Here is a 17915-nt window from a genome sequence, read left to right on the forward strand (position 1 = left end):
AGGGAGTCACCTTTCTTACGCAGGAGAAATTCCCATGGCCAACGCCGCTCACGTCCAGCGCATGTCCCGATTGATGATCAAGACGCTGCGTGACGACCCGGCCGACGCCGAGACCGCCAGCCACAAGCTGCTGGTGCGCGCCGGGTACGTCCGCCGCACATCCGCCGGCATCTGGACCTGGCTGCCGCTGGGCAAGAAGGTCCTGGAGAACGTCTCCCGCATCGTCCGGGAAGAGATGGACGCCATCGGCGGCCAGGAAGTCCTGCTGCCCGCGCTGCTCCCCAAGGAGCCGTACGAGACCAGCGGACGCTGGGAGGAGTACGGCGACCTGCTCTTCCGCCTCAAGGACCGCAAGGGCTCCGACTACCTCCTCGGCCCCACCCACGAAGAGATCTTCACCCTCACGGTCAAGGACCAGTGCACGTCCTACAAGGACCTGCCGGTGATCCTCTACCAGATCCAGACCAAGTACCGCGACGAGGCCCGCCCCCGCTCCGGCGTGCTCCGTGGCCGCGAGTTCCAGATGAAGGACTCGTACAGCTTCGACACCACCGACGAGGGCCTGGCCGAGTCCTACGCCCTGCACCGCGAGGCGTACACCAAGATCTTCGCGCGGCTCGGCCTGGACTACCGCATCGTCTCCGCTGTCTCCGGCGCCATGGGCGGCTCCGCGTCCGAGGAGTTCCTGGCCCCCGCCGCGGCCGGCGAGGACACCTTCGTGGACTGCCCCTCCTGCGACTACGCCGCCAACACCGAGGCCGTCACGGTCAAGGTCACCCCGGTCGAAGGCGCCGACCACGGCCCCGTCGAGGAACTGGACACCCCCGACACCCCGACCATCGAGTCGCTCGCCGCGCACCTGGGCGTCCCGGCATCGGCCACCCTCAAGAACCTCCTCGTCAAGGTCGACGGCGAGATCGTCGCCGTCGGCGTCCCCGGCGACCGCGAGGTCGACCTCGGCAAGCTCGGCGAGCACCTCGCGCCCGCCACCGTCGAACTGGTCACCGCCGAGGACTTCACCGACCGCCCCGACCTGGTCCGCGGCTACGTCGGCCCGCAGGGCATGGCCGGCAAGGCGTTCCGCTTCATCGCCGACCCGCGCATCGCCCCCGGCACCGCCTGGGTCACCGGCGCCAACAAGCAGGGCATGCACGCGAAGAACGTCGTCGCCGGCCGTGACTTCGAGGTCGACGAGTACCTCGACGTGGTCGTCGTCGAGCCCGGCGACCCGTGCCCCCAGTGCGGCGCCGGCCTGCGCATCGACCGCGCCATCGAGATCGGCCACATCTTCCAGCTCGGCCGCAAGTACGCGGACGCCTTCGAGCTCGACGTGCTCGGCCAGAACGGCAAGCCCGCCCGCGTCACCATGGGCTCGTACGGCATCGGCGTCTCCCGCGCGGTGGCCGCGCTCGCCGAGCAGACGCACGACGAGTCCGGCCTGTGCTGGCCCCGTGAGGTCGCACCGGCCGACGTGCACGTGGTCGCCGCCGGCAAGGCCAAGCAGACCGAACTCGCCCTGGAGATCGGCGAGAAGCTCGGCGCGGCCGGCCTGCGGGTGCTCGTCGACGACCGGGCCGGTGTCTCGCCCGGCGTGAAGTTCACCGACGCGGAGCTGGTCGGCATCCCGACCATCGTGGTCGCCGGGCGCCGTGCGGGCGAGGGCGTTGTCGAGGTCAAGGACCGGCGTACGGGCGAGCGCGAGGAGCTGACGGTCGACGAGGCGGTCGCCAGGCTCGGCGCGTAACGGTCTCTCGCGGGGCCGGGCGGGGTGATGCCCCGGCCGGCCCCGTTTCGCGTGATCCGGCGGGCAGGCGCGCTCGCCGTGGGCTCAGGCCGCGTCCGCTCGCGGCGGCGTCACAGCCACGTCGCGAACTCCAGCAGCAGCTCCCCGCGCTGCCGGTCGCCGGCCGCCGCCTCCCGCACCCCCGCGGCCACCGCGCGGTACAGCGTCCAGTCGCGGAGCCGGTCGCGGTCCACCTCCAGCGAGTCGGCCAGCTTCGCCACCCGGCGGCGGGTCGCCGCGGCGGCACCCGACCCGGCCGCCAGATCCTCGAAACGGTCCAGAACCAGCGCCGCCAGGTCGTACGCCCGCTCGCCCACCACCGGCGCGGGGCCGATGGCCAGCCAGGGAGCCCGCTCCCCGGCCAGCACCTTGCCCTGCCGGAAGGCGCCGTGCAGCAGGAACTCCTCCGTGGCGCCGGACGGCAGGTCACGGCGCAGGCCGATCGCCTGCGCCACCAGCGGGGCCGCCGCGCTGACCGCCGCGCCCGCCGCGTGCAGCGCCGCGACCGCCTCGTCCGTGCGGCCGGACAGCGTCGAGAAGGGGTGCCCTTCGCCCGGCGGCACCCACAGGCGCCGTACCGTTCCTGCGGCCTCCAGGAGCGCCTTCGCCTCCGGCAGCGAGCGCAGCGACACCGCGCCCTGCAACCGCTCCAGCAGCAGCGTGCCATCGGCGTCGCCCGACCGCAGCAGGCGCACCGCGCCCCAGCCGTCCCACCGGCGCAGCGCCGCGGCCTCGTGCGCGGGCGTGCGGCCCGGAACGGGGAACTTGAGCGCCGCCGGTGTCCCGTCCGGCAGGCGGACGAGCGCGACCAGACTGCCGCGGCCCCCGGGGGTGTCCACCCTCTCCAGCGTCAACTCCCAGGCGTCCAGCCGCTGCTGAACCACCGTCGGCAGCGCGGCCAGCCAGTCCCGTACGGGGGCGGCCGGGTCGCTGCCCAGGGAGTTCACCAACCGCTGCGGCGGTTCGACGGGTGCGGTTGCCATGCCTTCGCTGTCCCTTTCCTGGGAGGTGGCCGGGGTCCGGTGGTCGGGCCGGGGGCGGCCCGGTGGTCAGAGTGCGTTCGCCGATGCGCTCGCGGACGGCGAAGAGGGGCCGGCCGCGGCCCGTTCCGCGAGCCCAGGGAAGGCTACGCCGCTGCCGCGCCAGCGCACCGCGCGCACTGCCGCCTCGCGGAGTGCGGCGGCTGCCTCCGTGCGGCCGGCCTCGCCGCCGTCGCGTACGAGGTCCGCGTAGACGGCGGCGACGCGGTCCTCCAGCTCGGCGGCGAGGCGGGTTGCGGCGGCGGCGTCCGGTACGGGGAAGGGCAGCTCGTACGCGGCGGCTGCGGGGCGGGGCTTGCCGCCCAGGTCGCGGACGGTGCGGCGGAGGGCGTCGCGGCGGGCGCGGTGGGCGTCGTAGGCGGCGCGGGCCTCCGCGCGGTGGGCCTCGGTGATACGGCCGCCGACCACGCCGTAGCCGTAGACGGCGGCGTGTTCGGCGTCCAGGGCGGCCTGGGTGGCGGTGAGTTCGGGGTGGGGTGGGGGCATGGGGCGGCCTTTCGGGTGTTCGGGGACCGCTGGGGTGGGGCTGGTGTCCGGTTTTGCGCTTGGCGTTGGTGGGGGTGGGGTGGGGGGGGGGGGGGGGGGGGGGGGGGGGGGGGGGGGGGGGGGGGGGGGGGGGGGCGGAGGGGCCGCACCGGGTCGTCTCCTCGACGCATGTGCCCTTGGGTACGTGTGAAGAGGCTGCCGGTGTTGGCACCTGTCGCTGCGGGGAGCGACCCGGTGCGGCCCCTCCGACCCACCCGGTCTCGTACGCGGCTGAGCGCCGGTGGGCCTGGCCCCTGTGCCTCGCCCTTCGGGCATCGGTGGCTCGGGGCGTGGGGGTTACGTGAGTGGTGCGGTCATCGGGTCAGCAGGTAGGTGTGGGCGGTGCCTGCTGCGGCTACCGAGGCCAGGAGGCGGGCCAGGTCGGGTGGCGCGGTGCGGAGGGTTTTGGTGCGGGTGTCGGCCAGGTGGCGCTCTGCGTCGGCCAGGGTGGTGCGGGCGGCCTTCTCGTCCTCGGGGACCGGGGGGTGGTTCTTGCCCGAGGGGGCGGATGGGGTGGTGGGGGTGCTCTTGGCGCCGAACGCCTCGGCGTGGCGGGCCACTTCGTCGCGGAGGGGGCGCAGGCGGTCCTGGAGGGCGGGGTGGGCGGCCAGGGTCGCGTCGTAGCGGGCCAGCAAGGCGGTGCTGTCGCGGGCCGCGGTGGTGCGCAGGCGGTCGGCGGATGCGGTGCGGTCGGGGGGCGGCGTCCCGGGGGCGTCGGAGCAGCCGGTCAAGAGGGGGGCGGCTCCTAGGGCTGCGCCGGCCAGCAGGGTCGTTCTGCGCGTGAGCGGCAGGTTCGGCACGTTCCACTTCCCGGGGTCTTCCGTAGTGATCACCGCAGGCGAGCGTATCCGTGACCGGTCACCGAATCGTCAGTACCCCGCCGGAACAGATAGGCTTTGACCCGACACGCGACCTACCCACAACAGCACACGCGGCCGAGGAGTCACCCGGATGAGCACCACCCAGAGCGAAAGGCTGCGCGGGCTGCTTGAACCGCTCGTGGCCGCGCGAGAGCTGGATCTGGAAGAGATCGATGTGACCCCCGCGGGCAAGCGGCGGGTGCTGCGAGTCGTGGTGGATTCCGACGAAGGCGTTCAGCTGGACGAGTGTGCCGAGCTGAGCCGCGAGATCTCGCAGAGTCTGGACGATTCCGACGTGATGGGCGGCGCCCCGTACACCCTTGAGGTGACCTCGCCCGGCGCCGACCGGCCGTTGACCGAGCTGCGGCACTACCGCCGCGCCGTCGGCCGCCTCATCAAGGCGCAGCTGCACGAGGGCGGGGAGCTGGTGGCCCGGATCCAGGCGGTGGACGAGGACGGACTCGACCTCGAAGTGCCGGGGGTCAAGGGACGCAAGCCGACCCAGCGGCGGGTCGCGTTCGACGCGATCGCCAAGGCGCGGGTCGAGCTGGAGTTCAACCGCAAGAGCGGGATGTCCGATAAGGGCAGTGTGCAGGACGCAGAGAAGTTCGACGAGAACCAGGAGGAGGCGTAGCCGTGGACATCGACATGAGTGCCCTGCGGGGTTTGGTGCGGGAGAAGGAGATCTCGTTCGACCTGTTGGTCGAGGCGATCGAGTCGGCCCTCCTGATTGCTTACCACCGCACCGACGGCAGCCGTCGGCAGGCGCGGGTGCAGCTGGACCGCAGCACCGGCCACGTGACGGTGTGGGCGAAGGAAGACGCGTCGGACCTGGAGCCGGGCGAGGAGCCCCGCGAGTTCGACGACACCCCGTCCGGCTTCGGCCGGATCGCGGCCACCACCGCCAAGCAGGTCATCCTGCAGCGGCTGCGGGACGCCGAGGAGGAGATCACCTTCGGCGAGTTCGCCGGACGTGAGGGCGACGTCATCACCGGCGTCGTCCAGCAGGGCAAGGACCCCAAGAACGTCCTGGTGGACATCGGCCCGATGGAGGCCATGCTGCCGGTGCAGGAGCAGGTCCCGGGCGAGGACTACACGCACGGCACCCGGCTGCGTTCGTACGTCGTCCGGGTGGCGAAGGGTGTCCGCGGTCCGTCCGTGACCCTTTCGCGTACGCACCCGAACCTGGTGAAGAAGCTGTTCGCCATGGAGGTGCCGGAAATCGCGGACGGGTCGGTGGAGATTTCGGCCATCGCGCGCGAGGCCGGGCACCGCACCAAGATCGCGGTGCGGTCGACGCGGTCCGGGCTGAACGCCAAGGGCGCCTGCATCGGCCCGATGGGCGGCCGGGTGCGCGCGGTCATGGCCGAGCTGCACGGCGAGAAGATCGACATCGTGGACTGGTCCGACGACCCGGCCGAGCTGGTGGCGCACGCGCTGTCGCCGGCCCGGGTCAGCAAGGTCGAGGTCGTCGACCTCGCGGCCCGGTCGGCGCGGGTCATCGTGCCCGACTACCAGCTCTCCCTCGCCATCGGCAAGGAAGGGCAGAACGCCCGGCTCGCGGCCCGGCTGACCGGCTGGCGGATCGACATCCGGCCGGACACCGAGCAGCAGGCGCCGCAGGACTGATCGCGCGGTGGCCGCCGCGGCCCGGAAAAATGAGTGGTGCCGCGGTGGTCCACCGGGAATTCTGAGCAGCCGTCCGGTCTTTACCCCATCAGGGTGAGGGCGGCGCGGGGAGGTAGACTTAAGCAGTGTCTGGCCGGACGCATGCCCGCGCATGCCCTGAGCGAACCTGTGTGGGATGCCGGGAGCGAGCGGCCAAGGGCGATTTGCTGCGCATCGTGGCGATCGAGGGTGAGTGCGCCCCCGATCCTCGCGGTACGCTGCCCGGCCGGGGTGCACACATGCACCCGACACGGGTCTGTCTCGACCTGGCGGTCCGCCGCCGGGCGTTCAACCGGGCCTTCCGGGGTCCGGGACCGTTCGACACGACGGCGTTGCGCCAGTACGTCGAACGCATCGAGCAGCCGCCCTTGCAATAACGCACAGCACGAATGCACAGCGCACGGAAAACCGTGCGGTCAGGTACCTCGCGAGTCGGAAGTAGGTCGAGATTGCGATGAGCACTCGATGAGTACGCGATGAGTACGCCCATGAAGTAGCGACGGTCCGGTGGACAACCCGGACCTAGAAGGAGCGAAGTGGCTAAGGTCCGGGTATACGAACTCGCCAAGGAGTTCGGCGTGGAGAGCAAGGCTGTCATGGCCAAGCTCCAAGAACTTGGTGAATTCGTCCGATCGGCATCCTCGACGATCGAGGCGCCGGTTGTTCGCAAGTTGACCGACGCTTTCCAGGCAGGCGGCGGCAGTGGCCGCGCCTCTGGCAAGCCCGCGGCGCCGCGCAAGGCTGCGCCCGCAAAGCCGTCCGCGCCCTCCCCGGCGCAGGCGGCCCGTCCGGCTGCCCCGAAGCCGGGCGCCCCCAAGCCGGGCCCCGCGGCTCCGCCGGCCCCCGAGGCCCCGGCGGCCCCGGAAGCCCCGGCCCCTGAGGCACCCAAGAGCAGCACCCCCGCGGCCCCGACCCCGGGTCCGCGTCCGACTCCGGCGCGTCCGGCGCCCAAGCCCGCTCCGGCCGCCCCCGCGCAGCCCGAGTTCCAGGCTCCGCCGGCGGCGCCCGCCGAGAAGCCGGCTCCCCGTCCGGGTGCCACCCCCGGCCCGCGTCCGGCGCGTCCCGCGCCGCAGGGCGGCCAGGGTGGTCAGGGCGGCGGCCAGGGCCGCGGCAACGCTCCGCGTCCCGGTGGCGAGCGCGCCCCGCGTCCCGGCGGCGACCGTCGTCCGTCCGGCCCGCGTCCGGGTAACAACCCCTTCACCTCCGGTGGCTCCACGGGCATGGCCCGTCCGCAGGCCCCCCGTCCCGGTGGCGCCCCGCGTCCCGGTGGCCAGGGCGGCCCCGGCGGCCCGCGTCCGCAGGGCGGCGGCCAGGGCGGCCCCCGTCCCCAGGGACAGGGCCAGGGCGGCGCGCGTCCGACCCCCGGTGGCATGCCCCGTCCGCAGGGTGCAGCTCCCGGTGGCGCCCCGCGTCCCGGTGGCGGTAACCGTCCGAACCCGGGCATGATGCCGCAGCGTCCGGCTGCCGGCCCGCGTCCGGGCCCCGGTGGCGGCGGCGGTCGCGGTCCCGGTGGCGGCGGTCGTCCCGGTGGCGGCGGCGGTCGTCCCGGTGGCGGTGGCGGCGGCTTCGCCGGTCGTCCCGGTGGCGGCGGTGGCGGCGGCTTCGCCGGTCGTCCCGGTGGTGGCGGTGGCGCTCCCGGTCGTCCCGGTGGCGGCGGCTTCGGCGGTCGTCCCGGTTTCGGTGGCCGTCCCGGCGGCCCCGGTGGCCGTGGTGGCACACAGGGTGCGTTCGGCCGTCCCGGCGGTCCCGCGCGTCGTGGCCGTAAGTCGAAGCGGCAGAGGCGCCAGGAGTACGAGGCCATGCAGGCCCCGTCGGTGGGCGGCATCATGCTGCCGCGCGGCAACGGCGCGACGGTTCGCCTGTCGCGTGGTGCCTCGCTGACGGACTTCGCCGAGAAGATCAACGCCAACCCGGCGTCGCTCGTCCAGGTCATGCTGAACCTCGGCGAGATGGTCACCGCGACCCAGTCGGTCTCCGACGAGACGCTGCAGCTGCTCGCCGACGAGATGAACTACGTCGTCGAGATCGTCAGCCCGGAGGAGGAGGACCGCGAGCTTCTCGAGTCCTTCGACATCGACTTCGGCGAGAACGAGGGCGGCGAGGAAATGCTCGTCGCGCGTCCGCCGGTGGTGACCGTCATGGGTCACGTCGACCACGGTAAGACGCGACTGCTCGACGCGATCCGCAAGACGAACGTCATCGCGGGCGAGGCCGGCGGCATCACCCAGCACATCGGTGCCTACCAGGTCGCGACCGAGGTCAACGACGAAGAGCGTCGGATCACCTTCATCGACACCCCCGGTCACGAGGCGTTCACCGCCATGCGTGCCCGTGGTGCCAAGTCGACCGACATCGCGATCCTCGTGGTGGCGGCCAACGACGGCGTCATGCCGCAGACGATCGAGGCGCTGAACCACGCCAAGGCGGCCGAGGTGCCGATCGTGGTCGCGGTCAACAAGATCGACGTCGAGGGCGCCGACCCGACCAAGGTGCGCGGCCAGCTCACCGAGTTCGGTCTGGTGGCCGAGGAGTACGGCGGCGACACCATGTTCGTCGACATCTCCGCTCGTGAGGGCCTGAACATCGAGCAGCTGCTCGAAGCCGTGGTCCTGACCGCGGACGCCTCGCTCGACCTGCGCGCCAACGCGGAGCAGGACGCGCAGGGCATCGCGATCGAGGCGCACCTCGACCGTGGCCGCGGCGCCGTGGCGACCGTCCTGGTCCAGCGCGGCACGCTGCGCGTCGGCGAGACGATGGTCGTCGGCGATGCGTACGGCCGTGTCCGGGCGATGCTCGACGACAAGGGCAACAACGTCGAGGAAGCGGGTCCTTCGACCCCCGTCCTGGTCCTGGGTCTGACCAACGTCCCGGGTGCAGGCGACAACTTCCTGGTCGTCGACGAGGACCGTACGGCCCGTCAGATCGCCGAGAAGCGTGCGGCGCGCGAGCGCAACGCGGCCTTCGCCAAGCGCACCCGCCGGGTGTCCCTCGAGGACCTCGACAAGGTGCTCAAGGCCGGCGAGGTGCAGCAGCTCAACCTCATCATCAAGGGTGACGCGTCCGGTTCGGTGGAGGCTCTCGAGTCCTCGCTGCTCCAGCTCGATGTGGGCGAGGAGGTCGACATCCGCGTGCTGCACCGTGGCGTGGGTGCGGTCACCGAGTCCGACATCAACCTGGCGTCCGGCTCCGACGCGATCGTCATCGGCTTCAACGTGCGCGCCGAAGGCCGCGCCACGCAGATGGCCGACCGCGAGGGTGTCGACGTCCGGTACTACTCGGTCATCTACCAGGCGATCGAGGAGATCGAGGCGGCCCTCAAGGGCATGCTCAAGCCGGAGTACGAGGAGGTCGAGCTCGGTACCGCGGAGATCCGCGAGATCTTCCGCTCGTCCAAGCTCGGCAACATCGCGGGTGTCCTCATCCGTTCCGGCGAGGTCAAGCGCAACACCAAGGCTCGCCTGGTCCGCGACGGCAAGGTCATCGCGGAGGACCTCAACATCCAGGGTCTGCGCCGCTTCAAGGACGACGTCACCGAGATCCGCGAAGGCTTCGAGGGCGGTATCAACCTCGGAAACTTCAACGACATCAAGATCGACGACGTCATCGCGACGTACGAGATGCGCGAGAAGCCGCGCGGCTGATCACGCGGACGAGAGCCCGTGCGTGGCCCGGTCCACCAGTCCTGGTGGGCCGGGCGGCGGGCAGGCGACCGGGGCCGGTCGGCGGAGTTATTTCCGTCGATCGGCCCCGGCCGTTCCGTGTACGGTGCGGGGAATCGAACGTCTAGGCCCCACGGGTGGCTGAACCCGTTCTGCATGTATGTAGGGACGCTGTCCTTCGACCTGCTTCTCGGCGACGTACGGTCGCTGAAGGAGAAGCGCTCCGTCGTCCGCCCGATCGTCGCCGAGCTGCACCGCAAGTACGCGGTCAGCGTCGCGGAGGTCGGCGACCAGGATCTGCACCGCAGGGCCACCATCGGCCTGGCGGTGGTCTCCGGGGACACGGGGCATCTCACCGAAGTGTTGGACCGCTGCGAGCGCCTGGTCGCCGCACGGCCCGAAGTGGAGCTGCTGTCGGTACGCCGGCGGCTGCACGGCGACGACGACTGGTCATGACGACCGGGCGGGCGCTCGCCGGTGGAAGCACAATTGTGGAAGACAAGAAGGAGACGGACCAGTGGCCGACAATGCGCGGGCGAAGAAGCTGGCGGACCTCATCCGGGAGGTGGTCGCCCAGAAGCTGCAGCGCGGAATCAAGGACCCGAGGCTCGGTACGCACGTGACCATCACGGACACCCGGGTCACCGGCGACCTGCGGGAGGCGACGGTCTTCTACACGGTCTACGGCGACGACGAGGACCGTGCCAGCGCGGCAGCAGGACTGGAGAGCGCCAAGGGCATCCTGCGCTCGGCGGTCGGTGCGGCGGCGGGCACGAAGTTCACGCCCACCCTGGCGTTCGTCGCGGACGCCCTGCCGGAGAACGCCAAGACGATCGAGAACCTCCTCGACAAGGCGCGGGCTTCCGACGCCAAGGTGCGGGAGGTGTCGTCGGGCGCCCAGTACGCCGGAGAGGCGGACCCGTACCGCAAGCCGGGAGACGACGAGGACGACGAGGGCACAGCGGCAGAATGAAGCGTGAGAGCAACAAGCCATCCGAAAGGGGCGAGCGCGCAGCGTTCTCCGGCAAGGGTGGTGGTGGGCGACGGGCGGGCCTGGTCATCGTCGACAAGCCGGCCGGCTTCACTTCGCACGACGTCGTGGCGAAGATGCGCGGCATGGCCCGCACCCGCAGGGTCGGGCACGCCGGCACCCTCGACCCGATGGCGACCGGTGTGCTCGTCCTGGGCATCGAGCGGGCCACCAAGCTCCTCGGCCACCTCGCGCTGACGGAGAAGGAATACGTCGGCACGATCCGGCTGGGCCAGACGACGGTGACCGACGACGCGGAGGGCGAGATCACCGCGTCGAAGGCGGCGCAGGGCCTCGCGCGCGGCGACATCGACGCCGGTGTGGCGGAGCTGTCCGGCGCGATCATGCAGGTGCCGTCGAAGGTCAGCGCCATCAAGATCGACGGCAAGCGGTCGTACTCGCGGGTGCGGGACGGCGAGGACGTGGAGATCCCGGCCCGGCCGGTCACCGTGTCCTCGTTCCTGGTGCACTCGGTGCACGAGAGCGAGGCCGATGACGGCACCCCGGTGACCGACCTGCTGGTCTCTGTCACGTGTTCGTCCGGTACGTACATCCGCGCCCTGGCCCGTGACCTGGGCGCCGGTCTTGGTGTCGGCGGGCATCTGACGGCGCTGCGGCGCACCCGGGTCGGCCCGTACAAGCTGGACCGGGCGCGTACGCTCGATCAGTTGCAGGCCGCGGTGGACGACACCGAGGGCGCGGGGCTTCCTGTGATGCCGATCGGTGAGGCGGCCACGGCGGCCTTCACCCGCTGGGACGTGACCGAACCGCAGGCCAGGCTGCTGCTCAACGGCGCGCGGATCGCGATGCCGCTGTTCGAGACGGACGGCCCGGTCGCGGCGTTCGGTCCTGACGGCACCTTCCTGACGCTGGTCGAGAACCAGGGCGGGAAGGCGAAGAGCCTGGCGGTGTTCGCCTAGGAGCCGCAGGCAGGCTGTGCGAGGGCCGGGCCCGGGAGCGCGATGGCGTTTCCCGGGTCCGGCCCTTTGCCGTGCGGCGGGTGTGCGGTGGCGCTGCGTGATGCCTCGTGTCCCCTTGTTCCGCTGGATCCGTGGATTCACCCGGGTGGTCGGGCGCTCGGAGTGAACGGCGGGCGCTGTGGGGGCGTGTTCGTCCTGTTCGGCGTCGAGGCGATCACCGGCCGTTTACCGTCGGACGTCGGGGACCGGCGCGCGGGTCGGGGAGGCGGTCAGGCGGGGAGGTACGGCGATGGCGTTGCTGGACGCCGATGCGGACAGGGCGCTGGTGCGCATCCGGGATCTCGCGGGAAGGTCGCGCGGCACGGGCTTCCTCGCCGACCAGCACGGCACGATCCTCACCAGCCACGAAGCGGTCGACGGGCTGGCCCGCATCGTGGTGCAGCCGCTGCGGGAAGGCGGGCTCGGCGGCCGGGGATTCGACGGCGGCTGCACGGTGGACGCCGCCGATGTCACCCCGCTTCCCGGCAGCGACCTGGCCCTGGTGCGCAGCAGGGGCTTCGGGCTGCCGCCGCTGACGCCGTTGCCGGTGTCCTCCCGGCCGGCCGCCGTGGGAACCCGGGTGCGGCTGTGGGCCGGCGGCTGGTTCGACGGGCAGGTGACCGCGGTCGGCTGCCAGGTGACGTACACCGCGACGGACCGTTTCCATCTCCTCGACGCCGTGGGGGAGTTGGAGCTGTGCGTCGGCGGGCGGGAAGCGCTGCGGCTCGGTGGTGCGGCGGCGGGCGGCCCGGTGCTCGACGCGCGGACGGGCGCGCTGCTGGGCGTACTGGGCACCGCGTTGCAGGCCGGGCGGCCGGCGGACGGATTCGCCGTGCTGCTACGGGCGGCGGCGGCCACCGAACCGGGCGGGCCGCTGGCCGCACTGCTGGCACGGAACGCGGCGACGGTCCCGGCCTACGGCAGCGAACTGAACCTGGCGGGCGCGCTCCAGCTGACCGCCACATCCGTGGGGTCTGCCGGGCGGCCCCGGCTGTGGCGGGAACCGGTGGAACGGCCCGATGTGGTGCGCGAGTTCGAGGCGTTCGGGGCGTTGCGGGCGGCGGGGACGTCCGAGGCGGACGGTGCGGACAGTGCGGCCGAGGTGCCTGATGTGGAGCGGGCGGACGGGGCCGGGCCGCTGGTGTTGGCCTTGGTGGGGGAGCCGGGATCAGGGCGTACGACGGAACTGGCCGCGCTCGCCGCGCGGCGGGCGCAGGGGGCGGCTCCCGCGCCGACCGTCTGGCTGCGCGGCGCCGATCTGCACGCCGGTGACGACGGGGTGCGGACGGCGGTACGGCGTGCGCTGCACGCGGCGGGCCGGATCATCGGGGCCTCGGGGCGCACGGCCGGCGACCCCGGCGAGGCCACCCCGGACGGCGTGGCACGGCTGGCGGGCGCCGCGGGCCGTCCCCTGCTGCTGCTCCTGGACGGGCCGGAGGAGATGCCGCCCGCGCTGGGCTCGTGGTCAGCCGACTGGGCGGCGGCGACCGCCGGTTGGCTGCGTGCCTCAGGAACGCGGCTGGTCATCGCCTGCCGCCCCGAGTACTGGGAAGCCGCGGGCGCCCTTTTCCCGCCCGCGCTGCTGCACCGCACCGGCCGCGCCTACGCGCTGCCGCCCGGGGCTCCGGGCGGCCCGCTGCCCGCCTGCGTGCGGCTCGGTGATCTCCCGGCGTGCGAGGCGGCGCACGCCCGCAGGCGCTACGGCCTGGCGGAGGGCGCACAGGCCGCCGCGGACGCCGGGCACCCGCTGACGCTGCGGCTGCTCGCCGAGGTGCGGGCGGCGCTGCCGAAGGGGGACGGCGTCTGCGAGTGCGACGCGGGCGGCGCGGACGGCATGGGCATGGTGGTGCCGGAGGCCGGAGGGCCGGAGCCCGAGGCCGGGGGAGTGCCGGACCGGCACGCCGTTTTCGGCGCCTATCTCGACCTGCTGTGCCTGCGCATCGCCGTCCGGATCGCGGCCGGCCGCCGCCCGGTGCCGCGCGGTGGGGCCGTACGCAGGCTGGCCGCCCAGGTGGCGGGCCAGGTGCACGAGGCGGCACGCCGGTGTCTGGGCCCAGGGCAGGGGGAGTTGGACGGTGCGTCCTTCGATGAGGTCTTCCCCTGGGGGCCCGGGTGGGCGTCGGCGGTGCTCACCGAGGGCCTGCTGGTGCCGGCGGGCGCCGGGTACCGCTTCGCCCACGAGGAGTTCGCGGAGTGGCTTCAGGGCGCCCATCTCGACGTGGACGCCGCCCTGTACGTCCTGGTGCACCGTGCGCGTGGGGCGTCGGGCGAGGCGGAGCGGTCCGCGCGGCTGCCGTCGTGGGGCGGCCGGGAGCGGGGCGGCTCGGGTGACGGCGCCTCGCCCGATGCGGAGGCCGGGCGGGCGGCGCGGGCGTTCCAGGTGCCCGGCTGCCGCATCGGCCCCGTCGTGCAGGCCCTGCTGCTGCTCGCGCGCCGTGAGGGAACGCCCCAACTGACGCGCAGGCTGGCGCATTTGGTGTCCGTCGCGGTGGCCGACGGCGGCCCCGCCGGCCGGCACGCGGACGCCCGGTGGTGGGCCTCGCACCTGCTCAGCGAGGTGCTGCTGCGGGTGCCTGACGTGGCACCGTACGCCGGTGTGCTCCGGCTGCTCGCCGACCGGCTCACCGACCGGTCCGTACGTCTCGGCGGTTTCGGGCGGACCGGGCTCGACGCACTCGGGCCGTGGTTCTGGCACCGCCTCGACCTGGCCGACGCGGACCGGATGGATCTGCTGCGGCGCCTGCTGCCGGCCGACGGACCGCCGCGGCCGGGCGCGGCGGCGGGTGCGGCGCTGGCGGCCGGGGCGGTACGCCGGCCGGCCGACGGGGGCGCGGGTACGGGTACGGGGCGGGTGCGTCGGCAGCGGTCCGCTCCGGAGGCGGAGACGGACACGGCGAGGGACACGGCGAGGGAGGCGGAGAGGCCGGTTGGTCCCACCGTCAGCGATGTCGGTGTTGCAGTTGCCGCTGTCGGCGCTGCTGTTCGGGACACCGCCGGCGACGGTGCCGCGCCGCGCGGTGAGCCGGGTGATGGGGCGGCGCACGCCGGGGCATCCGGTGGCGGGCGGCCGATGGCCGATGAGTGGTCCGCGTCGCGTTCCTGGCGGCGGGCCCGCCCGTTCGCGCGACCGCCGCGGGTGCGGGTGCACCTCGCCGATGCGCCGGGCACGCCGGACGGCTTCGGCTGGGCGGACGCCGTGCCGACGCCGGACGCGTACGGCCCGCGGGACGAGGATGCGGGGCGCGGCGCCGGGAGCCAGGCGGCTGCCGCCGAGCCCGTTGCCGGGCCTGTGCGGGGAGCGGCCTCGGAGGCCGCTGCGGGGGCGGGGGGCGCTTCCGTCGCGAAGGCGGTCCCCGAGCCGCTGGGTGCCCGATCAATGCACCCGCAACTCCCCGCACACAAAGCCGAGTTCGGCGCGGATGGCTCGGGTGCCACGGGTGCCACGGGTGCCACGGGTGCTTCGGGTGCCACGGGATCCCGAAGCGTCGCGGATGCCCTGGATGCGCCTGGCGCCGACCCGGACTCCAACTCGCGTCCCACTGGCGGGAGTTACGGCGGCGCAGGGCATCCAGCAGGCCCGGCGGAAACCTGCTCCGGTGACGAGGCCGCGGGTGCTGGGCCGTCCGATGGCGCCTCGCGCGCCGGTGCCGGTGCCGGATCGGGGGGCGTGGGCGGTCCGTACGTCGCGCGGGTGCGTGCCCATGTCGCGCGCCCCTTGCGGTTTCTCGATGTGGCGGCGGCGTTGCTGCGGGCGGAGCCGGAGCGGATGCAGCCGCTGTTGTGCGAGTGGTTCGACGATGTGAGCCCCTTGCAGCAGTCGCCGCACGTGGTGCCTGGCGGCGGCCCGCCGGGTGAGATCACCGTCTCCGCGGCGGCGCAGGCGCTGCTGTACGCCCACCGGCGGCGCGCACTCGACGCGCTCGCCGACACGCTGGCCGACAGCACGCACCCCCGGGCGGACGAGCTGCTCGCCACTCTGGCCGAGGACGAGCCGTCCGCGATGTGCCGGGCCGTGGCGCGCTGGTCCCAGGACGAGTGCTCCGAGCGCCGGCGCGCCGCCGCGGCGTACGCGCCCCGCCTCGCCCCGGGTGCCACCGCCGACACCGACCGCATCCGGCTGCGCCAGGCCGCGCTCGCCCTGCTGACCAGGCCCGACGACAGCGCGCACCACGGCGCCGCGCTCGCCCTCCTGATGGCGGACGGCACCACCCGGGCGCAGTTCCTGGACCGGGCGCTGCTGCGGTTCGCCGACGGTGATCCGCAGCTGCCTGCCGCGGTGTTCACGGACGCGCTGGCCACCCACCCGGGGCCGGTGCTGGCGGCCTTCCGCACCCGGCTGCTGACCGGTGAACCGGCCGGTCGGGCGGCGGGCCCAGGGGGCTCTCCCGGCGCGGTGCTCGACACCCTCGCGGAGTGCGGCCTTCCGGTGTCCGCCGGGGCCCCGGAACCGGCCGCTGCCGTACCGTCCGCGCGTCCGCCCGGGTCGCCCGTACCGCCCGGCCTGGCGCAGTGCGTCGCCGCTCTCGTACGGGAATACGCGGAGCGGCATCCGGAGCGTGCCGCGGGCGCGGTGGCGGCGTTCGTCGGGCGGCGGCTCGACGGTGGGCCTGCGGCCCGTGCCGCGCTGCGCCCGCTCGTGGTGGAACTGCTGACCCGGCACGCCGTCCCGGTGCGGTGCGCGCTGGCGTCCGTGCTGGTCGCGGAGGGCAGCGGGGACGCGGTGGCGCTGCGCCGTGAGCTGCTGGAGGTGCTGCTGGCGCACGAGGCCGGGTCCGTCGGCCGCGCCTCGCAGGGGATGCCGGACACCCGGGTGCTGGAGGCGCTGCTGCGGGCGGTGGCCGACGGGGCCGAGGGGCGCCCCGACGACCGTACGCGGGAGTGGGTGCGCCGGATCGGGCTGCTGCTGTCCGGCACGCCCGAGGGGGCGGCCTGCTTCGACCGGTGGCTGGCCGGGGCCGGGCGGCTGGTGCCGGGGTTCGCGCGGCGGATGCGGGAGTGGGTGGCGGCCGAGCCGGGGGAGTGGGAGGCGCTGGTGGGGCCGGGCGCCCGCGCCGCGCTCGCCGGCTGCCGCAGCTGATCAGGGCGACGCTGGGGGTCAGGACGGGCCGCCAGGCAAGGCGAGGCCACCCTTCGCGCGAGGTGGCATCCCCGGCATGGCAGTCTTAGACCTGCGTCATGCCGAATTGGCGCATTGGACGGACACGAGTTCGGGCGAGGAGCGGGCAGAGTGCAGCGCTGGCGTGGCTTGGAGGACATCCCCGAGGGCTGGGGGCGCAGCGTCGTCACCATCGGCTCGTACGACGGAGTGCACCGCGGCCACCAATTGATCATCGGTGAGACCGTCGCACGCGCCCGTGAGCTGGGCATTCCCGCGGTGGTCGTCACCTTCGACCCGCACCCGAGCGAGGTCGTGCGCCCCGGCACCCACCCGCCGCTGCTCGCCCCGCATCACCGGCGTGCCGAGCTGATGGCCGAGCTGGGGGTGGACGCGGTGCTGATCCTGCCGTTCACCAAGGAATTCTCGAAGCTGGCACCGGCCGACTTCGTGGTCAAGGTGCTGTGCGACAAGCTGCACGCGCAGGTCGTCGTCGAGGGCCCCAACTTCCGCTTCGGGCACAAGGCGACGGGCACCGTGGCCACCCTCGCGGAGCTGGGCAGGACCTACGACTACGCCGTCGAGGTCATCGACCTCGTCGCGCGCGGTACGGCGGGCGGCGGCGTGCCGTTCTCCTCCACGCTCACCCGGAAGCTGGTCGCCGACGGCGACGTGACGGGCGCCGCCGAGGTGCTGGGCCGCCCGCACCGCGTCGAGGGCATCGTCGTCCGCGGTGCCCAGCGCGGTCGTGAACTGGGCTTCCCCACCGCGAACGTGGAGACCCTGCCGCACACCGCGATCCCGGCCGACGGGGTGTACGCGGGGCTTTTGCACGTCGAGGGCGAGGCGATGCCGGCGGCGGTGTCGGTGGGCACCAACCCGCAGTTCGACGGGAAGACCCGCACGGTCGAGGCGTACGCGATCGACCGCGTCGGGCTTGATCTGTACGGGCTGCACGTCGCCGTCGACTTCCTCGCCTACATCCGCGGGCAGGAGAAGTTCGACACGCTCGACGCCCTGCTGGAGCGGATGGCGATCGATGTGAAGCAGGCGCGCGGGCTGATCGCCGCGGCTTCCTGAGGCGGCGGCGCCCCGGTCGGCGCCGGCGGCCCCGTTCATCCGAACGAGGGAGCTGGTGGCGGGGCCGGAACGGACGGCCGGCGGCGCGGCGCAAGGACGGTGCGGAAGTGGGGGGGGGGGGGGGGGGGGGGGGGCCCCCCCGGGGGGGGGGCCCCCCGGGCACAGGGGGGGGGGGGGCGGGGGGCCAACCCGCGGGGGCCCCCGCGGGGGCGGCGG

General features: G+C 73.8%; 13 protein-coding genes. 10 read left to right on the top strand and 3 right to left on the bottom strand.

Annotated features, from left to right (window positions below; all coding sequences use genetic code 11):
* Window positions 1–34 precede the first annotated feature (34 nt).
* The gene (locus ACGFNI_RS29245; RefSeq protein ID WP_393687667.1) at window positions 35–1744 is read left to right on the top strand and encodes a proline--tRNA ligase; all 1710 of its coding nucleotides are present in this window, start codon (window positions 35–37) and stop codon (window positions 1742–1744) included.
* A gap of 110 nt (window positions 1745–1854) precedes the next feature.
* Here the strand turns inward: ACGFNI_RS29245 and ACGFNI_RS29250 are convergent, their stop codons facing one another.
* From ACGFNI_RS29250 to ACGFNI_RS29260, 3 genes are all read right to left on the bottom strand, one after another.
* The gene (locus ACGFNI_RS29250; protein ID WP_393687668.1) at window positions 1855–2766 is read right to left on the bottom strand and encodes an aminoglycoside phosphotransferase family protein; all 912 of its coding nucleotides are present in this window, start codon (window positions 2764–2766) and stop codon (window positions 1855–1857) included.
* 66 nt (window positions 2767–2832) lie between these two features.
* The gene (locus ACGFNI_RS29255) at window positions 2833–3309 is read right to left on the bottom strand and encodes a ferritin-like domain-containing protein (protein WP_393687669.1); all 477 of its coding nucleotides are present in this window, start codon (window positions 3307–3309) and stop codon (window positions 2833–2835) included.
* A 353-nt stretch (window positions 3310–3662) separates the two neighbouring features.
* Window positions 3663–4181 (bottom strand): hypothetical protein, encoded by a 519-nt coding sequence (locus tag ACGFNI_RS29260; RefSeq protein WP_393687670.1) that lies wholly within the window; start codon window positions 4179–4181, stop codon window positions 3663–3665.
* Between the two features lie 118 nt (window positions 4182–4299).
* On the opposite strand from ACGFNI_RS29260, the gene rimP reads away from it, so the two are divergent.
* From rimP to ACGFNI_RS29305, 9 genes are all read left to right on the top strand, one after another.
* The gene (gene rimP, locus ACGFNI_RS29265; RefSeq protein WP_393687671.1) at window positions 4300–4842 is read left to right on the top strand and encodes a ribosome maturation factor RimP; all 543 of its coding nucleotides are present in this window, start codon (window positions 4300–4302) and stop codon (window positions 4840–4842) included.
* 2 nt (window positions 4843–4844) lie between these two features.
* Entirely contained in the window at window positions 4845–5837 is a 993-nt protein-coding gene (gene nusA / locus ACGFNI_RS29270) for a transcription termination factor NusA (protein WP_393687672.1), read from the top strand.
* Window positions 5838–5962: 125 nt separating this feature from the next.
* Window positions 5963–6253, top strand: a complete 291-nt coding sequence (locus ACGFNI_RS29275; protein WP_393687673.1) for a YlxR family protein — start codon at window positions 5963–5965, stop codon at window positions 6251–6253.
* Window positions 6254–6412: 159 nt separating this feature from the next.
* Window positions 6413–9517, top strand: a complete 3105-nt coding sequence (gene infB, locus ACGFNI_RS29280; RefSeq protein WP_393687674.1) for a translation initiation factor IF-2 — start codon at window positions 6413–6415, stop codon at window positions 9515–9517.
* 174 nt (window positions 9518–9691) lie between these two features.
* A complete protein-coding gene (locus ACGFNI_RS29285) occupies window positions 9692–9991 on the top strand; it encodes a DUF503 domain-containing protein (protein WP_393687675.1) in 300 nt (99 codons plus the stop codon).
* 61 nt (window positions 9992–10052) lie between these two features.
* Window positions 10053–10508, top strand: a complete 456-nt coding sequence (rbfA, locus tag ACGFNI_RS29290; RefSeq protein ID WP_393687676.1) for a 30S ribosome-binding factor RbfA — start codon at window positions 10053–10055, stop codon at window positions 10506–10508.
* A complete protein-coding gene (gene truB, locus ACGFNI_RS29295) occupies window positions 10505–11485 on the top strand; it encodes a tRNA pseudouridine(55) synthase TruB (RefSeq protein ID WP_393687677.1) in 981 nt (326 codons plus the stop codon). Before rbfA ends, truB begins: the two co-directional genes overlap by 4 nt.
* Window positions 11486–11774: 289 nt before the next feature.
* Complete coding sequence (locus ACGFNI_RS29300) at window positions 11775–16601, top strand: trypsin-like peptidase domain-containing protein (RefSeq protein WP_393687678.1); 4827 nt, start codon at window positions 11775–11777, stop codon at window positions 16599–16601.
* 150 nt (window positions 16602–16751) lie between these two features.
* On the top strand, window positions 16752–17699 hold the full coding sequence (locus ACGFNI_RS29305) for a bifunctional riboflavin kinase/FAD synthetase (RefSeq protein ID WP_393687679.1): 948 nt from the start codon (window positions 16752–16754) through the stop codon (window positions 17697–17699).
* Window positions 17700–17915: the final 216 nt, after the last annotated feature.

The sequence above is a fragment of the Streptomyces sp. NPDC048644 genome, from assembly GCF_043199105.1.
Taxonomy (GTDB): Bacteria; Actinomycetota; Actinomycetes; order Streptomycetales; family Streptomycetaceae; genus Streptomyces.

What these genes read in the sequence shown, in the direction of transcription:
- ACGFNI_RS29300 (WP_393687678.1), top strand. Translation starts at nt 11,775, where the DNA reads ATGGCGTTGCTGGACGCCGATGCGGACAGGGCGCTGGTGCGCATCCGG.
- ACGFNI_RS29250 (WP_393687668.1), bottom strand. Translation starts at nt 2,766, where the DNA reads ATGGCAACCGCACCCGTCGAACCGCCGCAGCGGTTGGTGAACTCCCTG.
- ACGFNI_RS29285 (WP_393687675.1), top strand. Translation starts at nt 9,692, where the DNA reads ATGTATGTAGGGACGCTGTCCTTCGACCTGCTTCTCGGCGACGTACGG.
- ACGFNI_RS29255 (WP_393687669.1), bottom strand. Translation starts at nt 3,309, where the DNA reads ATGCCCCCACCCCACCCCGAACTCACCGCCACCCAGGCCGCCCTGGAC.
- ACGFNI_RS29245 (WP_393687667.1), top strand. Translation starts at nt 35, where the DNA reads ATGGCCAACGCCGCTCACGTCCAGCGCATGTCCCGATTGATGATCAAG.
- truB (WP_393687677.1), top strand. Translation starts at nt 10,505, where the DNA reads ATGAAGCGTGAGAGCAACAAGCCATCCGAAAGGGGCGAGCGCGCAGCG.
- rimP (WP_393687671.1), top strand. Translation starts at nt 4,300, where the DNA reads ATGAGCACCACCCAGAGCGAAAGGCTGCGCGGGCTGCTTGAACCGCTC.